12 protein-coding genes and 1 tRNA gene are annotated in these 17,751 nt (G+C 38.2%); 6 read left to right on the top strand and 7 right to left on the bottom strand.

Going from position 1 to position 17,751, the window contains the following annotated elements:
- Positions 1-19: 19 nt before the first annotated feature.
- On the bottom strand, positions 20-928 hold the full coding sequence (locus OQX64_RS21565) for a TIGR01777 family oxidoreductase (RefSeq protein WP_265820312.1): 909 nt from the start codon (positions 926-928) through the stop codon (positions 20-22).
- Positions 929-983: 55 nt separating this feature from the next.
- Positions 984-2,597 (bottom strand): DUF4139 domain-containing protein, encoded by a 1,614-nt coding sequence (locus tag OQX64_RS21560; RefSeq protein WP_265820311.1) that lies wholly within the window; start codon positions 2,595-2,597, stop codon positions 984-986.
- A gap of 179 nt (positions 2,598-2,776) precedes the next feature.
- On the opposite strand from OQX64_RS21560, the gene OQX64_RS21555 reads away from it, so the two are divergent.
- From OQX64_RS21555 to odhB, 3 genes are all read left to right on the top strand, one after another.
- The gene (locus OQX64_RS21555) at positions 2,777-4,054 is read left to right on the top strand and encodes a DASH family cryptochrome (protein WP_265820310.1); all 1,278 of its coding nucleotides are present in this window, start codon (positions 2,777-2,779) and stop codon (positions 4,052-4,054) included.
- Between the two features lie 329 nt (positions 4,055-4,383).
- Positions 4,384-7,182, top strand: coding sequence for a 2-oxoglutarate dehydrogenase E1 component (locus OQX64_RS21550; protein WP_265820309.1), 2,799 nt, complete (start codon positions 4,384-4,386; stop codon positions 7,180-7,182).
- A 100-nt stretch (positions 7,183-7,282) separates the two neighbouring features.
- Entirely contained in the window at positions 7,283-8,518 is a 1,236-nt protein-coding gene (gene odhB, locus OQX64_RS21545; RefSeq protein WP_265820308.1) for a 2-oxoglutarate dehydrogenase complex dihydrolipoyllysine-residue succinyltransferase, read from the top strand.
- 181 nt (positions 8,519-8,699) lie between these two features.
- Here odhB and OQX64_RS21540 read toward each other — a convergent pair whose 3' ends face one another.
- The 4 genes from OQX64_RS21540 to ileS form a co-directional block, all read right to left on the bottom strand.
- The gene (locus tag OQX64_RS21540) at positions 8,700-9,215 is read right to left on the bottom strand and encodes a DUF4269 domain-containing protein (RefSeq protein ID WP_265820307.1); all 516 of its coding nucleotides are present in this window, start codon (positions 9,213-9,215) and stop codon (positions 8,700-8,702) included.
- 186 nt (positions 9,216-9,401) lie between these two features.
- Positions 9,402-10,004, bottom strand: a complete 603-nt coding sequence (locus OQX64_RS21535) for a lipoprotein signal peptidase (protein WP_088302274.1) — start codon at positions 10,002-10,004, stop codon at positions 9,402-9,404.
- On the bottom strand, positions 10,004-10,387 hold the full coding sequence (locus tag OQX64_RS21530; protein ID WP_029286865.1) for a TraR/DksA family transcriptional regulator: 384 nt from the start codon (positions 10,385-10,387) through the stop codon (positions 10,004-10,006). The genes OQX64_RS21535 and OQX64_RS21530 overlap by 1 nt, the downstream gene beginning before the upstream one ends.
- Before the next feature lie 30 nt (positions 10,388-10,417).
- On the bottom strand, positions 10,418-13,819 hold the full coding sequence (gene ileS, locus OQX64_RS21525; RefSeq protein WP_265820306.1) for an isoleucine--tRNA ligase: 3,402 nt from the start codon (positions 13,817-13,819) through the stop codon (positions 10,418-10,420).
- 257 nt (positions 13,820-14,076) lie between these two features.
- Between ileS and OQX64_RS21520 the strand changes: the two genes are divergently transcribed.
- A complete protein-coding gene (locus OQX64_RS21520; RefSeq protein WP_088302276.1) occupies positions 14,077-14,349 on the top strand; it encodes an isoleucyl-tRNA synthetase in 273 nt (90 codons plus the stop codon).
- Positions 14,350-14,353: 4 nt separating this feature from the next.
- Here OQX64_RS21520 and OQX64_RS21515 read toward each other — a convergent pair whose 3' ends face one another.
- The gene (locus OQX64_RS21515; protein ID WP_265820305.1) at positions 14,354-16,669 is read right to left on the bottom strand and encodes an efflux RND transporter permease subunit; all 2,316 of its coding nucleotides are present in this window, start codon (positions 16,667-16,669) and stop codon (positions 14,354-14,356) included.
- A gap of 120 nt (positions 16,670-16,789) precedes the next feature.
- Between OQX64_RS21515 and recO the strand changes: the two genes are divergently transcribed.
- Both recO and OQX64_RS21505 read left to right on the top strand, forming a co-directional pair.
- Positions 16,790-17,515 (top strand): DNA repair protein RecO, encoded by a 726-nt coding sequence (gene recO / locus OQX64_RS21510; RefSeq protein ID WP_265820304.1) that lies wholly within the window; start codon positions 16,790-16,792, stop codon positions 17,513-17,515.
- A gap of 63 nt (positions 17,516-17,578) precedes the next feature.
- A tRNA-Val gene (locus tag OQX64_RS21505) sits at positions 17,579-17,653 on the top strand.
- Positions 17,654-17,751 lie beyond the last annotated feature (98 nt).

The raw sequence follows: 17,751 nt of genomic DNA, 5'->3' as shown, positions 1-17,751 counted from the left end.
GCTATCGGCTTTTTTTAGGCTATTTATGTTGGTATAGATTTGCCAATGCATCATCTAAATGGGTAAATTTAAATTTAAATCCTGCATCTAAAATTTTCTGTGCAGCGGTATTGTTGCTCATCATTACGGCTTCTGTACGCTCACCCATTAATAATTCTATTGCTTTTCTTGGAACTTTAACCGGCCAGAATGGCCGATGTAAATGCTTGGCAATCGCTTTGGTTAATCCTTCATTGGTAACCGGAAACGGGGCACAGGCATTATAGCTGCTTTCCATGTTGAAGTTTTCCAATGCATAAACATACATTGCTACCATATCATCAATATGCAGCCAGGGTGTCCACTGTTTGCCGGTTCCTAAGGCAGCACCTGCAAATAAACGCACAGGTTTGTCAAGCTGAGGTAAAGCACCGCCTTTGGTACTGAAAACAATACCTGTACGAAGTTTTACAATGCGTAAACTCAGTTTTTTACCTTCATCTACAGCATCTTCCCACAGTTTACAACATTCTGCCAGGAAGCCGTAACCATTCTGACTTTCTTCAGTTAAAATCTCATCGCCACAATCTCCGTAAAAACCAACAGCTGATGCGGAGATAAAAGATTTTATTTGATGGTCAGGATTAGACTGTATAGCCTTATATATTAATTGAGTTGATTTTACCCGACTATCAATAATTTGTTTTTTTCGTTCTTTGGTCCATTTTTTCTCGGCTACCGGTTCTCCTGCTAAATGGATAATGGCATCAACACCAGTTAAGCATTGGGTATCAATTTCTCCTTTGTATACATCCCAGGTAAAATTATTTGGATCATCACTTTCTTTACGGGATAGTGTATTGACCTCATAACCCTGCGCTAACAGGTGTTTTTTGAGTGCAGTTCCTACAAGTCCGGTAGCGCCTGTAATCAGAATCTTTTTTGCCATGGTTTTAAAACACCAAACATGCGAAAGGGTTTTTTTTAAGGCTAAAGACTAAAAGTTACAAACCAGCAATAACTTTATTTTTTGGAGCTTTCACCGTATAGCTTAACTTAATGGTTTTGGTTTCATTGGGTGCAATTTTTAACTGCCAGGTAAGTAATCCGGTTTCCTTATTTACTTCAGCTCCTGAACTATCCAATAATTCAATTTCAATATCACTTTCGGTTGATAAGGGGTATTGATCTTTTAATGATAAATCAATCGCTTCTTTTTTGGTATTTCTGATTTTGATGAGATAGGTAAACAACTGCTTTTTGTTAGACCCGATAAATTTAGTGCTGCTAAAATCTTCCTGCTTCTCTTTCGTGATGATAATTTTTTTGTCCTTACCCATGCTCAGGCTTAGCGTATCCTGAATATTTGCAGGGTTAATGTAAGATTTTCCGGTATAAGTGCCTTCAAAAATAATATTGGCATTTCCAGCCTGGAGATTTAATTTTTCCCAGTTAACCACGTCAGCCAGTAAGTAGGCATCAGTACTTAGTTTTGGTGCGGCATAATATTTATACCTCGCTGGTACTTCATATTCTTTAAATGAAACTGTATGTGGTTTATGATCACTGTTGACATCATAAGGAATATCAATATCAAACGTTACACCCAGTTGAGTTTCATTCACGGATGTATAGTTGTTTACGGTGGAAGGTGCGGGCATGGCTTGTTTTGCTAAAGAATTAGATCCCCTTACCACAATTTCATGAAGGCTATTATCGGCAACTTCTAAACCTGCTGCTCTACCCATTAATGCTTTTTGCGTTTGAGTGTAAGTAGATACAAACCAGGGGTTTAAAGTTGGTGCAGTAATATTATAATTCGGGTTTCCGGTGGATAAAGAAAGTTTCACTTTTTTCCAGTTTAAACCTGTGTTTTGGGTAATTGCGGCTTTATAAACGATACCCAGCGGTTTAGCTGTGCTGGTGGATTTAATATCGTAACTGGCTAACCAACTTGCATTTGGTGTAATATACGATATGTTATAATTGGCATCTGTATTGGTTTTCGCCATAAGTTGCAAAACCAACTGACCAAGCTGCTGGTCTGGATTATTTCTTAAAGCGGCAATCTGTTGCTGTAAAGCATCTAGTTTTTGGCTTTGTTTTTCTTCGGTAACGCTCAGGGTAGCTATTGCATTCCTCACTTCAGCATTTTTAGCTCTGTAATATTCTGCCAGTTTCATCAATTCAGTCACATTGGTTCCCGAAGCCGTGCCGCCTGATTTTCTGTTTTCATCCAATAAAGCCAATGTTTGCTCTTCAATGGTTTTTGAATTTTTCGTCTTCATTAATGCCGCACTGATTAATTTTACACTATCACTTAATAACTTAACTGTGGGATTTGCAGCATCAGTGTTCAGGAAATCTCGGTTAAACTGAACGGATAAAATGGTTACACCTGAAGAAACACCTACCTGAATAGAATTTTCATTCACCCGCCCGGAGATGTTATTGATCACGATTTCGGATGTTCCGGAAGGAAGATTAATTGTTCCGGAGTGTGTAAGTTGTGCCCCGTTATTGTAAACCGTTACACTTTCTAAATTGGCTTTGGTTTTAATTTGTTGCTGCGCAAAAACACTTAATGGCAATAACAGGGTGATTAAAATTCGTTTCATTTTTCAGGTTTATGGGTGTGTATAATTCAATATTTAAATTGAAGATGAGTAATTTGCCTATATTCCATAACTGTGTATGTATATTGTTTACTGTGTGTAAAGAATTTGGCAGGTTTTTGATGCCAGAAAAAAATAAGATAAATTTGTGTTCGTCCGCTTAATTTCATTTCCAATAAAAGATGTCCAAAAAAATTTTAGTATGGTTTAGAAATGATCTTCGTTTGCATGATAATGAATTGCTGGTGGAGGCAATTGCTAAGTCAGATTCAATTTTACCTGTTTATATTTTAGATCCCCGTCAGTTCGGAGAAACCAAGTACGGTACACTGAAAACGGGCAGTGTCAGGGCACAGTTTTTATTAGAAAGTGTACTCGGATTAAGAAGTGCGCTGAAGCAGATTGGGGGGAATTTGTTAATTGCGACAGGCAGCCCGGAAGAGCTCATCCCTCAGTTGATTCAGGAATATGAAATTTCTGAAGTGTATCACCACAGGGAAGTGGCTAGAGAAGAAACCCATGTTTCTACGCTGGTAGAAAATGCCCTTTGGAAATTACGCATCAACCTCAAGCATTTTATCGGTCACACCTTATACAATAAGGAAGATTTACCCTTCCCCATCAAAGATATTCCTGACGCTTTTAACCAGTTTAAGAAAAAGATTGAACGTGATTCCATGATCAAACCCTGCTTTCCTTCTCCCGACCGGATTAACGTTGCAGAGGTAATTGACTGGGGAACTTTACCTTCTCTGGAAGAATTGGGATTGTCTCAGCAGCAACAAGATCAGCGTTCAGATTTCGAATTTGCGGGTGGTGAATCTGCAGGATTAGTGCATTTACAAAAGGTTATTGTAGCCATGCAGCAAGCAGCAACCACCAAAAATCTGATTTTAGTTTCTAAACTTTCCGCCTGGCTGGCTATGGGTTGCTTATCTCCCCGTAAGGTGTATTGGGAAATAAAAAAAATGGAAGGGATGCCCAATACCAAGGCTATGTTTAACCACATTTTACTGGGGTTACTCTGGCGGGATTATTTTCGTTTTATGTTCAAAAAATATGGCAATACCTTTTTTAATCCAAATGGTTTTGGAAGCCAGGGTTTGGTGGACGTAGAAAATGAACAGGAAAATTTTAATAAATGGCGAGGCGGCCAGACTGGCTTTGCTGTTGTAGATGCAGTAATGACAGAATTAAACCAAACTGGTTTTATCTCCAATATTGCGAGACAGACAGCTGCACTTTACCTGATTAATAATTTGGAAGTGAGCTGGGTTTTTGGAGCTGCATATTTTGAAGAAAAATTGATTGATTATAACCCGGCAAGTAACTGGGGCAACTGGGCAAATGTTGCAGGTGTAGGCAATGACCAGAAATCAAAAAGTGTATTTGACCTGGATAAAAATATTAAAAACTTAGATCCCAAAGGGAATTATGCTTTAACCTGGGCTTCGGAATAGGATGATTGAATTCAATAATTATTGAGAGAATGAGTGATAGAATGATTGAATTATTGAATGGTTCTTTGTTCACGTCATTTAATCATTCTATCACTTATTCATTCATTCCCTCACTCACTCATTCATTTTTCATTCTCTCATTCAATTGCGAATACTGGCCTGGGTTTTGCTTTATGCTTTAACTAAAAATTTCTTTAATTCATCCAGCGTTAATTTTGCTGAATGTCAGAATGTTTCTAAATATATTTTTTTGTGCAATTAATCCAGTTTTTTGCCATTTATATAAGGTAAAATTCTAATTTTGTAATGCTTATAGTAATCAGTTAATAATGGATAGTTTATCTTATCTCAACGGCGCTAACGCCGAATATGTAGATTCTTTATATCAATCGTATCAGCAAGATCCTGAATCAGTTGAGTTTGGTTGGCAAAAGTTTTTTGAAGGTTTCGATTTCGGGCGGAGTGCTGAAACTTCAGCCATTAACGTAGAAACCCCTGAACAGTTCTTAAAAGAGGTTAGTGTTTTAAACCTGATTGACGGATACAGAAGCCGTGGTCACTTATTTACACATACCAATCCTGTTCGCGAAAGACGCAAGCATTTACCAACTTTAGATCTTTCAAACTTTGGCCTTTCTGATGCCGATCTGGAAACAGTTTTCAATTCAGGGGTTGAAATCGGGATTGGCGCAGCAAAATTAAAAGATATTGTTGCTTTTCTAAAACAAACTTACACCAGCTCTATTGGGGCAGAATATAAATTTTTACGTACACCGGAAGTGCTGAACTGGATTCAGCAAAAGATGGAAAGTGCCCGTAATACGCCAAGTTTCTCTATTGATGAGAAGAAGCGTATTCTGAAAAAATTAAATGAGGCGGTAAGTTTTGAAAACTTTCTTGGGACTAAATTTTTAGGACAAAAACGTTTTTCTTTAGAAGGCGCAGAGGCTTTAATTCCGGCATTGGATTCTGTTATTGAAAAAGGTGCAGATTTAGGAATTGAAGAATTTGTAATTGGTATGGCGCACCGCGGTCGTTTGAACGTACTGGCGAACATCATGCAAAAAACGTATAAAGATATTTTTGCTGAATTTGAAGGCAAAAGCTATAATCCTGACACCCCATTTGGAGGTGACGTAAAATATCACTTAGGTTACTCTACAGATGTTACTACCGTTACCGGAAAAAGTGTACACTTAAGTCTTTGCCCAAACCCATCACACCTGGAAACCGTTGACGGTGTGGTAGAAGGCATGAGCCGCTCAAAAATTGATTTTAAATATGGTGGCGATAACAGCCGTTTGGCACCTATTTTAATTCATGGTGATGCTTCAGTAGCCGGCCAGGGAATTGTATATGAAGTGATTCAGATGGCAGGCCTCGAAGGTTATAAAACAGGTGGAACCATTCATCTGGTCATTAATAACCAGATCGGCTTTACCACCAATTATAAAGATGCACGTACGAGCACATACTGTACGGATATTGCTAAAGTAACGTTGTCACCAGTTTTTCATGTAAATGGTGATGATCCTGAAGCTTTGGTTTACGCCATTAATCTGGCGATGGAATATCGTCAGAAATACAAGAACGATGTGTTTATTGATATTTTATGTTACCGTCGTTTCGGGCACAATGAATCTGATGAACCTAAATTTACACAGCCTCTGTTGTATAAAACCATCGAAAAACACCCTAACCCAAGGGAAATTTATATTGAACAATTAACTAAAGAAGGTAAACTGGAAGCTGGACTGGCCAAGGAAATGGAAAAAGATTTCCGTGGTATTTTACAGGAACGCTTAAACGAAGCCAAAGAATTTGTTGCAAGTAAGGATGAAGTTAAATTTGGTGGTGCATGGGCAGATTTGCGGATGGCGACACCAAAAGATTTCGAAACCTCTCCTGTTACGGCGGTAAAAAAATCAACCTTACTGGAAATAGGTAAACGCATCACTACTTTACCATCAGATAAAAAATTCTTCAAAAAAATTGAAAAACTTTTTGCTGAACGTACAAAGATGGTTAATGAAACCCATGTTTTCGATTGGGCAATGGGCGAGCAACTGGCTTATGGTACTTTGTTATCAGAAGGCAAGCGTGTTCGTTTAAGTGGTCAGGATGTTGAGCGTGGTACTTTTTCACACCGTCATGCAGTTTTAACGCTTGAAGATAGTGAGGAAGAATATGTACCATTGGCAAACATTTCAGATCAGCAGGCACCATTTGATATTTATAATTCCCACTTATCAGAATATGGTGTTTTAGGTTTTGAGTACGGCTATGCAATGGCTAATCCTAATGCTTTAACCATCTGGGAGGCACAGTTTGGCGATTTCTTTAACGGCGCACAAATTGTAGTCGATCAATATATTGCCAGTGCAGAAACCAAATGGCAACGTGAAAATGGTTTAGTCATGTTATTGCCACATGGTTACGAAGGGCAGGGACCTGAGCATTCATCAGCACGTATCGAGCGTTTTATGGAGCTTTGTGCTGATTATAACATGCAGGTGGTTAATTGTACTACTCCTGCTAACTTTTTCCACGTACTACGTCGCCAGTTTAAACGCGATTTCCGGAAACCTTTAGTAGTTTTCTCTCCAAAAAGCTTATTGCGTCATCCATCTTGTGTTTCTAAATTAGAAGCGTTTACTGATGGTGGATTTAAAGAGGTGATTGATGATGTAAATGTAAAGGTAGATGAGGTCACCCGTATTGTTTTCTGTAGTGGTAAGATTTATTACGAACTATTGGAAAAACAGCAAACTGATCAGGTAAAACATGTTGCTATTGTTCGTGTAGAGCAATTATACCCAACACCAGTTGATCAGATGGAAGCCATCAAGGCAAAATATAAAAATGCAAACGAAATTTTCTGGGTACAGGAAGAACCAGAAAACATGGGGGCATGGCCATATCTGTTCCGCAAATTGTACAAAACAAGCTTAAAAGGTATTGATGTGATTTCAAGAAAAGAGAGCAGTAGTACCGCAACAGGTTTCGCTAAACAACATGCCAACCAACAAACCTATATTTTAGCGAAGGCTTTAGAGGTTTCTGTAAAGGAAGAAGAAGTTAAAGATGAAACAAAAAAGGCCAGTAAAAAATTAGCTGAAGCTGACTAAGGTTTAAGGTAAAAAAGTATAAGGTTGAAGGTTGTATGTTTAAAACATCCCAACTTTCAATCTTAAAACAGATAACAACAAAAATTACAATTTTAAAAATATGAGTTTAGAGATCAAAGTTCCACCGGTTGGTGAGTCGATAACAGAAGTTGTTTTATCACGTTGGATAAAGAACGATGGCGATGTTGTGGAGATGGACGAAGTTATTGCGGAGTTAGAATCAGACAAAGCTACTTTCGAATTGACCGCAGAACAAGCTGGAACTTTAAAAACCATAGCCGCTGAAGGTGATACATTAGCCATTGGCGCAGTTGTTTGTAATATTGAAGATGGTGGTGCTGCTGCCAGTCCTAAGCAGGAAGGTGAAAGCCCTAAAGCTGATGCACCTGCGCCAGCTGCAGAAGCAACAAAGACTGAAGGCTCACAACAGGTGAATAAAGACTCTTATGCTAGCGGAACACCTTCTCCTGCTGCGGGAAAAATACTTGCAGAAAAAGGGATTGATACTGCTGCTGTAAAAGGTACAGGTGTTGATGGTCGCATTACTAAAGATGACGCGGTAAAAGCGGAAGCTGGTAAAAAACCGGAAGCGCCTAAAGCTGCTGCTACGCCCGTTGCTGCTACTCCTGCAGGTGCACGTGCTGAGCGTCGTGAGAAAATGTCTCCTTTGCGCAGAACCGTTGCAAAACGTTTGGTTGCAGTTAAAAATGAAACGGCCATGTTAACCACTTTCAATGAGGTGAACATGAAGCCGATTATGGATTTACGTGGAAAATATAAAGATCAGTTTAAAGAAAAATTTGGTGTAGGCTTAGGCTTTATGAGTTTTTTCACTAAAGCGGTTACCGTAGCATTAAAAGAATTTCCGGCTGTAAATGGTCGCATTGAAGGTGAAGAGTTGATTTATAACGATTTTGCTGATATCTCTATTGCTGTTTCCGCTCCAAAAGGTTTAGTTGTTCCGGTTATCCGCAACGCTGAAAGTATGTCGCTTGCAGAAATTGAGAAATCAGTTTTAACCTTGGCCTTGAAAGCACGCGATAGTAAATTAACCATCGAAGAAATGACTGGTGGAACTTTTACCATCACCAATGGTGGTGTATTTGGTTCAATGATGTCAACTCCAATTATTAATGCCCCACAATCTGCTATTTTAGGTATGCACAATATTGTGGAGCGTCCGGTTGCTGAAAAAGGTGAGGTGGTGATTCGTCCAATGATGTATGTTGCGTTATCTTATGACCATAGAATTATCGACGGACGTGAGTCTGTAGGTTTTCTGGTTCGGGTGAAACAACTATTGGAAGATCCAGCCAGGTTATTATTGGGTGTTTAATCCTTAATTCCTTCAAAGGGAATTGATATATACGAGAAGCCTTCGATTTTTTTCAATCGAAGGCTTTTTTATTGAGGTAACCGAGCTTTTAAATGCCATGTCAATACAATTGCCGTTGTAATAGGTACAACTTCACGAATCTTTAAGAAATTACTCATGTTTAACATAAGCTCAGGTCCGTTTAGCACAAGTTTAGAAGTGCTTCATAAGCATTTCCACTCAAACCCAGCAACTTTGCAAAGGCCGGTTCCGTTTTGTAACCCTGCTTTTTTAAATCAATGATTTTTAGTCTGAACTCCTCACCATTTTCCAGCAGTAATTGATGTTCGATTACCATATGGCGATAGGCATTTTGTTCAGTAGCAGGAATATTCTGACCAAAGATTTCGATTTCAAAATCTTCTAAAAAGAAATTTACCTTAAGCGCGTTTAAGGCTTGGTTTTCAGAAATGCTAAAGCCCCTCTCTCCTTGAAAATGAGTTAGCAAAGTATGCTTAAATTTTTCTTTATCCTGAACATCGCAAATGATGTCTAAATCACTGTTTTGAATGTCGATGTTGATTGGTATGGTTCCAACCAAAACAGGTGTAAACTCCGCCAGTTTCTCCAGTATGCTATTTTTGGTTAAAACCTGATAAGCACTTTGTTGCTTTGGATTTCCTGCTTTTAAATAAGACAGGTTAAGAAAATTTATCATTTTTGGGCACCCTTTCTGGATTTAAAGTTGACAAATTCTTTTCTATTGTGGTATTAAAGTTGTCGACTTAATCAATAAACAAAAAAGCCCATTTCGGTAAAGAAACGGGCCTGTAATTATTTAAAGCTATTACTATCCCTACGATAGTTTTCAATTGTAAGCTGTAAATTAACAATCTTAATTTGCTTAATCTTCCACAATCTCACTGTTAATACTTACTTCATCCTTCACATCTTCTTTAAAGTAGTTTTTCTGAAAGATCAGGATGAGAATCACTCCGACTGAAATCGCAGCATCTGCAAGGTTAAAAACGGGTCTGAAGAAGATGAATTCATCTCCTCCCCAAATCGGAATCCAGCTCGGGAAGTGTCCTTCAGCGATTGGAAAATAAAGCATATCTACCACTCTGCCATGGAACCACGTTTCGTAGCCATAAATTTTTCCATAAAAAACCGAGTCGATGATATTTCCTACAGCACCAGCAAAAATCAGTGCAACATTTAAGATTAAACCCCGGTGGTATTTATGCTTAATTAAATAATGAAGTCCATATCCGATACCAGCAACGGCAGCAATGCGGAACAATGATAAGGCTAGCTTACCAAATTCTCCACCAAACTCCATACCGAAGGCCATTCCATTATTTTCAGTAAAATGGATAATGAACCATTTACCTATAATATTAAACTCCTGGCCGAGATACATGTTGGTTTTAATCCAGGTTTTTAATACCTGGTCGGCAAGTAAAACCAGAAAGATAAGAAGTAAAGGTTTTGTATAGCCTTTCATTAACTTTGTTTTAATTTGGCTTCCATGCTCAAAGTAGCATGAGGAACTGCGCGTAGACGTTCTTTCTGAATTAATTTGCCAGTTTCACGGCAAATACCATAAGTTTTATTTTCAATTCTAACCAATGCATTCTCCAGGTTATCAATAAATTTTTTCTGACGGGCAGCCAACTGATTGATTTGTTCCTTCTCCATTGTTGCAGAACCATCTTCCAACGTTTTATAGGCTCCGGAAGTATCTTCAGTGCCATTTGCATTAGGATTGCTCAAAGATGAAGTTAAGGCATTAAGTTCTTCTTTAGAACTGCGTAATTTATCTTGAATAAGCTCTTTAAATTCCTGAAGTTCACTGTCTGAGTAGCGTGTTTTGTTACTGTTTTCCATGTTTTTAATTTAGTTTTCTAATATATGGATTTATATTTTAGTTACTGAAATGCTTAATTCAACATCATCTATAGTGATTTTGTTTTCAGCTAAGCCAGTATCCGTCAATTCAAATTCATCGGCCAAAATTTCAGCGCAAATGTAGGCCTTGTTTTTAGCAACTGCTATAGCAATAAGGTTATCATTTTGTAAAGACACTTTAATCCGGTCCGTTACTTCAAAGTTTAATTCCTTGCGTAAATTCTGGATTCTATTGACCAGTTCACGCGAGAGTCCTTCATGTTTCAACTCTTCAGAAATCGTCACATCTAAAGCTACTGTCAAGTTGCCCATGTTGGTCACCTGCCAGCCCGGAATATCTTCAGCAAAAACTTCCACATCATCATTTAAATCGATCGCATGCTGAATATTATCACTTCCAAAGACATTCAGGTAACCATCAACCTCCAGACGCTGGATATCATCCTGGGTCATGTTTTCTAAAGCCGCTTTTACGATGCTCATATCCTTACCAACTTTTTTACCTAAGGATTTAAAGTTAGGCTTTAACTTTTTCTTCACAATGCCATGCGTATCGGTAATGAATTCGATATGCTTTACATTGGTTTCAGAAAGGATATAATCAGCAACTTTTGATATTTTACGCTCGAAATCTCCATTTAAAGATGGGATTAAGATTTTCGCTAATGGCTGACGAACATTGATGCTTGATTTTTTACGCAACGATAAAACCATCGAAGAAATATTCTGGGCGTAAACCATACGTTCATTTAAATCATGATCAATCAAACTTTGGTCTGCTTCATTCCATAAGGTTAAATGCACCGATTGTTCTGCGTATGCGTCCGTAACGGTCAGGTTTCTGTACAGCCAATCTGCAAAGAATGGAGCTACGGGGCTCATTAATTGCGACAAAGTTTCCAAACAGGTGTAAAGTGTTTCATAAGCAGCACGTTTATCATCTGTCATTTCACCCTTCCAGAAACGGCGGCGGCTTAACCTGATGTACCAGTTGCTTAAATGCTCATCTACAAAAGTTTGGATAGCTCTTGATGCTTTGGTAGGCTCATAAGTATTATAAGCCTCATCTACTTCGCTGATCAGGTTTTGCAACAGCGATAAAATCCAACGGTCTAACTCTGTTCTTTCTGCTACTTTGCTCAGGTTATTTTTGTCGATCTCAAATTTATCGATGTTGGCATATAAAGCAAAAAAGGCATAAGTATTATACAGTGTACCAAAGAATTTCCGGCGCACTTCATCCAATCCTTCCAAACTGAATTTCAGGTTATCCCATGGGGATGCATTGCTGATCATGTACCAGCGTGTTGCATCGGCACTGTAGGTTTCGATAGTACTGAACGGATCAACTGCATTGCCTAATCGTTTAGACATTTTGTTGCCGTTTTTATCAAGGACCAATCCATTTGAAACTACATTTTTAAAAGCAACACCCGGATTACCAGTTTTAGCATTTACTTCCTTAATTTCATCACTGGCTTCACTTAACATTACGGCAAGGGCATGTAAAGTAAAGAACCAGCCTCTGGTTTGGTCAACACCTTCTGCTATGAAATCGGCAGCATAAGCATTTGCAAATTCATCTTTATTTTCGAAAGGGAAATGCCATTGTGCATAAGGCATGGCACCGCTATCAAACCAAACGTCGATCAGGTCGGTTTCGCGCATCATTTTTTCACCTGTTGATGAAGTTAGAATCACGTCATCAACATATGGGCGGTGCATATCTTTCAACTCAAAACCTGCAGGCATCAAGCCAGCTTCAATAGATTTTGCGATTTCAATGTTTAATTCCGAGATAGAACCGATACATTTCTCTTCCAGGCCATCGGCGGTGCGCCAGATGGGTAGAGGAGTTCCCCAATAACGGGAGCGGGATAAATTCCAGTCAACCAGATTTTCCAACCAGTTGCCAAAACGACCTGTTCCGGTAGATTCTGGTTTCCAGTTGATGGTTTTGTTCAGTTCCACCATTTTGTCTTTTACAGCGGTGGTTTTGATGAACCAGCTGTCTAATGGATAGTATAAAACTGGTTTATCCGTTCTCCAGCAGTGTGGATAGGTGTGGACGTATTTTTCTACCTTGAAAGCTTTGTTTTCTTCTTTCAGCTGGATGGCCAACTCTACATCAACAGATCTTTCTGGAGCCTCGCCATCTTTATAGTATTCGTTCTTAACGTATTTACCGCCATAATTGCCACCTAAAGAAGCGATAAATTTTCCCTGTAAATCCACTAATGGAACAGCATTGCCTTTTTCATCCAATACCAGCATAGGCGGTATTTCCGGAGTAGCCAGTTTGGCTACACGCGCATCATCAGCACCAAAAGTAGGTGCCGTGTGCACAATACCCGTACCATCTTCGGTGGTGACGAAATCTCCTGATATGACGCGGAAAGCATTTTCAGCATTTTGGTATGGCAATGCATAAGGCAATAATTGCTCGTATTTTATACCTACTAAATCCGACCCAGCAAATTCTCCTAAAATGGTATAGGGGATTTTTTTATCGTCAGCTTTGAAGTTGTTAAAGTCTTCCTCACTTTCTGATAAAAAGTATTTTCCGGCAAATTGTTTCCCTACCAGTGCTTTAGCTAAAATGACCTGAATAGGTTCAAAGGTATATTGATTGAACGTTTTAACCAGGACGTAATCAATTTTCGGTCCTACCGTTAATGCTGTATTACTTGGTAAAGTCCATGGCGTAGTGGTCCAGGCTAAAAAGTGAATGGTGCCAAAAGCCTTTAAAGCCTCTGGTAATGTTTCATTAATGACCTTAAACTGCGCCACAATTGTAGTGTCGCTTACATCTTTATACGTACCTGGCTGGTTTAGCTCATGCGAACTTAAACCTGTTCCCGCAGCAGGCGAATAAGGCTGAACGGTGTAACCCTTGTATAAAAATCCTTTATTGTAAAGTTGCTTTAAGATCCACCAAAGGGTTTCAATATAATTATTTTCATATGTGATGTACGGATTTTCAAGATCAACCCAATAACCCATTTTTTCGGTCAGGTCGTTCCAAACATCAGTATAACGCATCACCTCTTCTTTACAGGCTGCATTATAATCATCAACACTGATTTTTTTGCCAATATCTTCTTTAGTGATTCCTAATTTTTTTTCTACGGCAAGTTCAATTGGTAAACCATGCGTATCCCAACCGCCTTTACGTTTTACCTGATAGCCCTTTAGGGTTTTATAGCGACAAAAAATATCTTTAATTGCACGTGCCATTACGTGGTGAATCCCCGGCATGCCATTGGCAGACGGCGGACCTTCGTAAAAGGTAAACGGATTAGATTTCGGACGGGAAGAAATGCTCTTCTCAAAGATGTTTTCCTTTTTCCAGAAATCCAGTATTTCCTGTCCTATTTTGGCCAGTTCCAATTGTTTAAATTCGCTATACATCAATCAAGTACCTCAAAAAATTAAGGATGCAAAGTTAAAGTTTTTCACTCAAATTTGGTAGTTTTGATGTAAATACTTTAATGCAAAATGGCTTAATATTCTTTATGCATGATGTTCATTAGCATCAGAAACCTTCATTGTTACATCAACAAGTGCTTTAAAATAAACGAAGTTAGATTTGTTTATTTTAGTAACTTTTAGAACCAACAGGAATAATTTCTGTTCTATTTATAATATCGATTCAAATTTAAGTTCTGATGATAAAATTATTAAAACTACAAAAAGCCGTTCTGGTATTGATTGCAGGCGTGATTTCCTATATACTTTATCGCACATTAGATGCATATGATGTGGAGGGTGCCAGATATCTGCAAATTATTGCCGGTATTTTAGTGATGATAGGTGCATTATGGATGTTATACCCAATACTTTTTGCCAAAAAAGACCGGGATGGAAATGCAGAAATTATCACTGACCCTACCGTAGAAGTGCCTGTTGATGAGGAAGAAGAAAAAAACAATAAGGATTAAAATTTTATGGATTTAAATCTTTTCTCACCTTCTTTTTATCCAGCCATAAAACCAATGCCGGCAATAAGGTGAGGTTAAATAGCAATGCCACAAATAAGGTGATAGACAGCAACAGGCCTAAAATTACGGTTCCTCCAAAGGTGGAAGCTGTGAAAATTCCAAATCCAAAAAAGAGAATCAGCGCAATATGCGTCATGCTCACGCCGGTTTCGGTGATGGTATCTTTAATCACTCTCGGAACAGAAAAATTGGTCAGGTTGATTTCTTGCTGATAACGGGTAAGGAAATAGATGGTTTGATCAGAAGCCAGTCCGAATGCGATGGTAAAAATCAGAATTGTTGATGGCTTTAATGAAATGTCAAAGTAACCCATGATTCCGGCGGTAATAATTAAAGGAACGATGTTTGGAAGCAATGAAATAAACATAATGCCTAAGCTCTTAAATTGCGCTAAACGTAAAAGTGAAATCAAAATAATTGCCAAGCCAATGCTTTCAAAAAGATGTTTCAGCATATAATCTGTTCCTTTCGAAAAAATTACGCTTGAGCCAGTAAGCTCCACATCAAATTTATTTGGTGGTAAAATACTATCAATACGGGGCTTTAATTCAGCCATGATAGCATCGAGGCGTTTGGAGCCTACATCAGCCATTTGAAAACTGATTCTGGTGCTTTGATTGCCTTTACTGATAAAATTGGTTAGTAAATTTGAATTTCCTTTTCCACCATTAGCAATATATGCCAAAATGAAGTTTTTCTCCAGGTTATCTGGTAATCGGAAAAACGTTGAATCATTGTTGTAAAAAGCCTGAGTAGCATATTTTAAACCCATATTAACTGAAATAGACCGGGAGAACTCTGGGTAGGCGGAAATCATTTTTTCCATTTTCTCCATTCTTTTTAAGTTGATTAAATTAAATACACCATTCTTTTTCTTCGTATCAACACTTACTTCTAAAGGCAAAATTCCTTCAAAATTTTTCTCAAAAAACTTTAAATCGGTTAAGATCTCGGAATTTTTAGGCAAATCATCAACCACGTAGCCATTTACATTAATTTTAAATACCCCAATAATAGCAATAATGGAGATCACGATGGTGGCCAGGTAAATCAGGCTGCTTCGCTGTTGAACCAGGTGGTCGGTTTTAATTAATAATTTATGGAGAAAACCTTCCTCAACGTGTGTTTGTGCTTTTAATTTCGGTGCGGGCAGGTAGCTGAAAATAATCGGAATTAAACACAGGCACATGAACCAGGTGGTCATCACATTAAGGGATGCCACGCTGCCAAATTGCATCAATAATTCACTTCCTGTAAAATAGAGCACACCAAAACCAATTGCCGCCGTAATATTCGCGATGAGTGTAGTCACCGCAATTTTTTCGATGGTAATGCTTAAAGCCCGCTGTTTATCTCCATCTTTTCTCAATTCATTCTGGTATTTATTTAACAGTAAAATGCTGTTTGGAATGCCAATGATCACGATAAGTGGTGGGATTAATCCCGTTAAAATGGTAAGTTCAAATCCAAATAAAACCAGTGTTCCGATGCTCCAGATCACGCCCATGATAACCACCAGGATAGGGAAAAATACGGCATAAAACCTTTTGAAAAAGAACAGGAGAATTGCTGCTGAAACCAAAATAGATAAGCCCAGAAAGAGCACAAACTCATTGCTTACCAATTTACTTACGGCAGTCCGGATGTATGGCAAACCTGAAATATGAACCTGGATGCCGGTTTTTTTCTGAAAGGTCTTTGCTTTTTCCTCAATCTGTTTTAATATAGGATTTCGCGCAGCCGTATTTAATATTTTTGTATCGAAAGTAATGGCCATTAGCGTGGCATTCTGTTTATTGTAAACAAGACCTTCAAAAAATGGTGTATTATATAGGGTATTTTTGATGGAATCCATTTCCGCATCGGTCGTAACCAATCCACCTGGAATTGCTTTTAAGGTGAATTTCTGATTTACAGTATCTTTTTCCAATTGAAAAATCCGACCGGATGATAAGACTTGTTTGATGCCTTTTAATTTTTGGATATCGTTAGATAGTTGAACCCACTGGTTATAGATTTCCTTCTTAAATATGTCAGGTGATTGGATTCCGACAACCATTACGCTGCCATCTTCGCCAAAGGTTTTTTTAAATGCGTTGTATTTGATAAATGCGCTATCGGTAACAGGTAAAATCTTACTTCCCGTGTAAGAGAGTTTTACATTTTTGGCCTGATAGGCCATGAAAGCTGTTCCTAATAAAAAAAAGACAATAATGGCGATACGGTTCTGAAGAATAAACCTTGATAGCTTTTCCCACATGTGTTGACTGGTTTAATTTTAATGATAACGACAAAACTAATCTTATTTACAAATCGTAATCACTTTTAGGGCAATTAAATTTGCACAAATAGCATACTTTTGAAAAAATGATTCCATAAGATGTTGCACAAAGTAAGAGGCATAGTTTTAAAAACCACCAGTTACAGCGAAACCAGTGTAATTGTTCAGGTGCTTACGGATAAATTTGGAATGCAGTCTTACCTGATTAACGGGGTAAAAAAGCCGAAGGCGAAGATAAAGATGAATATGCTTCAGTCTTTACATCTTCTGGATATGGTGGTTTATCATAAGGCCAATACCAATATTCAACGGATTTCGGAGTTGAGGCAAACACCTGTATTTAAAACCATTCCCTATGATATTGTTAAGACCAGTATAGTTATTTTTCTGAACGAAGTACTTTATAAAAGTATCCGCCAGCAATCGGCTGATGAAAGCCTGTTTGATTATCTTTTTAATGCGATTGCCTGGTTTGATGAGGTGGAAGAAATTAATCCGAATTTCCATCTTTCTTTTTTATTAAAACTAACTCGGTTTTTAGGGTTTTCACCAAATGAGAAAAAAAGGAGTGATCAGGTTTACTTCGATTTACAAGAAGGAGCATTTGTTTCCCGTTTGCCTGTTCATGCGAATTATCTTCAGCTTGAGGATGCAGAAAGCTTCATCTTATTGTTTATTACGCCACTGGAAAAAATTTCTGAAATAAAAATGAGTAATGTGCGCAGGCGTTTTCTGCTGGATAAGATATTGGTTTTCTATACCTTACATACGGCTTCGTTTGGGGAAGTGCAATCGCATAAAATTTTAGAAACCCTGTTAAGCTGAAAAAAAATAAAAAAGATTTGCGAAACAAGATTATAGCGCTATATTTGCATTCCCAAAAGGAAAGGGAAATTAGCTCAGCTGGTTCAGAGCACCTCGTTTACACCGAGGGGGTCGGGGGTTCGAACCCCTCATTTCCCACACAACTTTCAAGGATTTGAAAGATTTATTAAGAATAAAGACCTTTAACAAAAGGGAAATTAGCTCAGCTGGTTCAGAGCACCTCGTTTACACCGAGG

The sequence above is a fragment of the Pedobacter sp. GR22-10 genome, assembly GCF_026239715.1.
Taxonomy (GTDB): Bacteria; Bacteroidota; Bacteroidia; order Sphingobacteriales; family Sphingobacteriaceae; genus Pedobacter.
The sequence above is the reverse complement of the archived record's forward strand: the minus strand, read 5'-3'. Positions and strand labels throughout refer to the sequence as shown.

Bases quoted from the DNA above. Each gene is read 5' to 3' on its own strand.
- odhB (WP_265820308.1), top strand. From the start codon at position 7,283: ATGAGTTTAGAGATCAAAGTTCCACCGGTTGGTGAGTCGATAACAGAA.
- OQX64_RS21555 (WP_265820310.1), top strand. From the start codon at position 2,777: ATGTCCAAAAAAATTTTAGTATGGTTTAGAAATGATCTTCGTTTGCAT.
- OQX64_RS21530 (WP_029286865.1), bottom strand. From the start codon at position 10,387: ATGGAAAACAGTAACAAAACACGCTACTCAGACAGTGAACTTCAGGAA.
- ileS (WP_265820306.1), bottom strand. From the start codon at position 13,819: ATGTATAGCGAATTTAAACAATTGGAACTGGCCAAAATAGGACAGGAA.
- OQX64_RS21560 (WP_265820311.1), bottom strand. From the start codon at position 2,597: ATGAAACGAATTTTAATCACCCTGTTATTGCCATTAAGTGTTTTTGCG.
- OQX64_RS21550 (WP_265820309.1), top strand. From the start codon at position 4,384: ATGGATAGTTTATCTTATCTCAACGGCGCTAACGCCGAATATGTAGAT.
- OQX64_RS21520 (WP_088302276.1), top strand. From the start codon at position 14,077: ATGATAAAATTATTAAAACTACAAAAAGCCGTTCTGGTATTGATTGCA.
- recO (WP_265820304.1), top strand. From the start codon at position 16,790: ATGTTGCACAAAGTAAGAGGCATAGTTTTAAAAACCACCAGTTACAGC.
- OQX64_RS21535 (WP_088302274.1), bottom strand. From the start codon at position 10,004: ATGAAAGGCTATACAAAACCTTTACTTCTTATCTTTCTGGTTTTACTT.
- OQX64_RS21565 (WP_265820312.1), bottom strand. From the start codon at position 928: ATGGCAAAAAAGATTCTGATTACAGGCGCTACCGGACTTGTAGGAACT.
- OQX64_RS21515 (WP_265820305.1), bottom strand. From the start codon at position 16,669: ATGTGGGAAAAGCTATCAAGGTTTATTCTTCAGAACCGTATCGCCATT.
- OQX64_RS21540 (WP_265820307.1), bottom strand. From the start codon at position 9,215: ATGATAAATTTTCTTAACCTGTCTTATTTAAAAGCAGGAAATCCAAAG.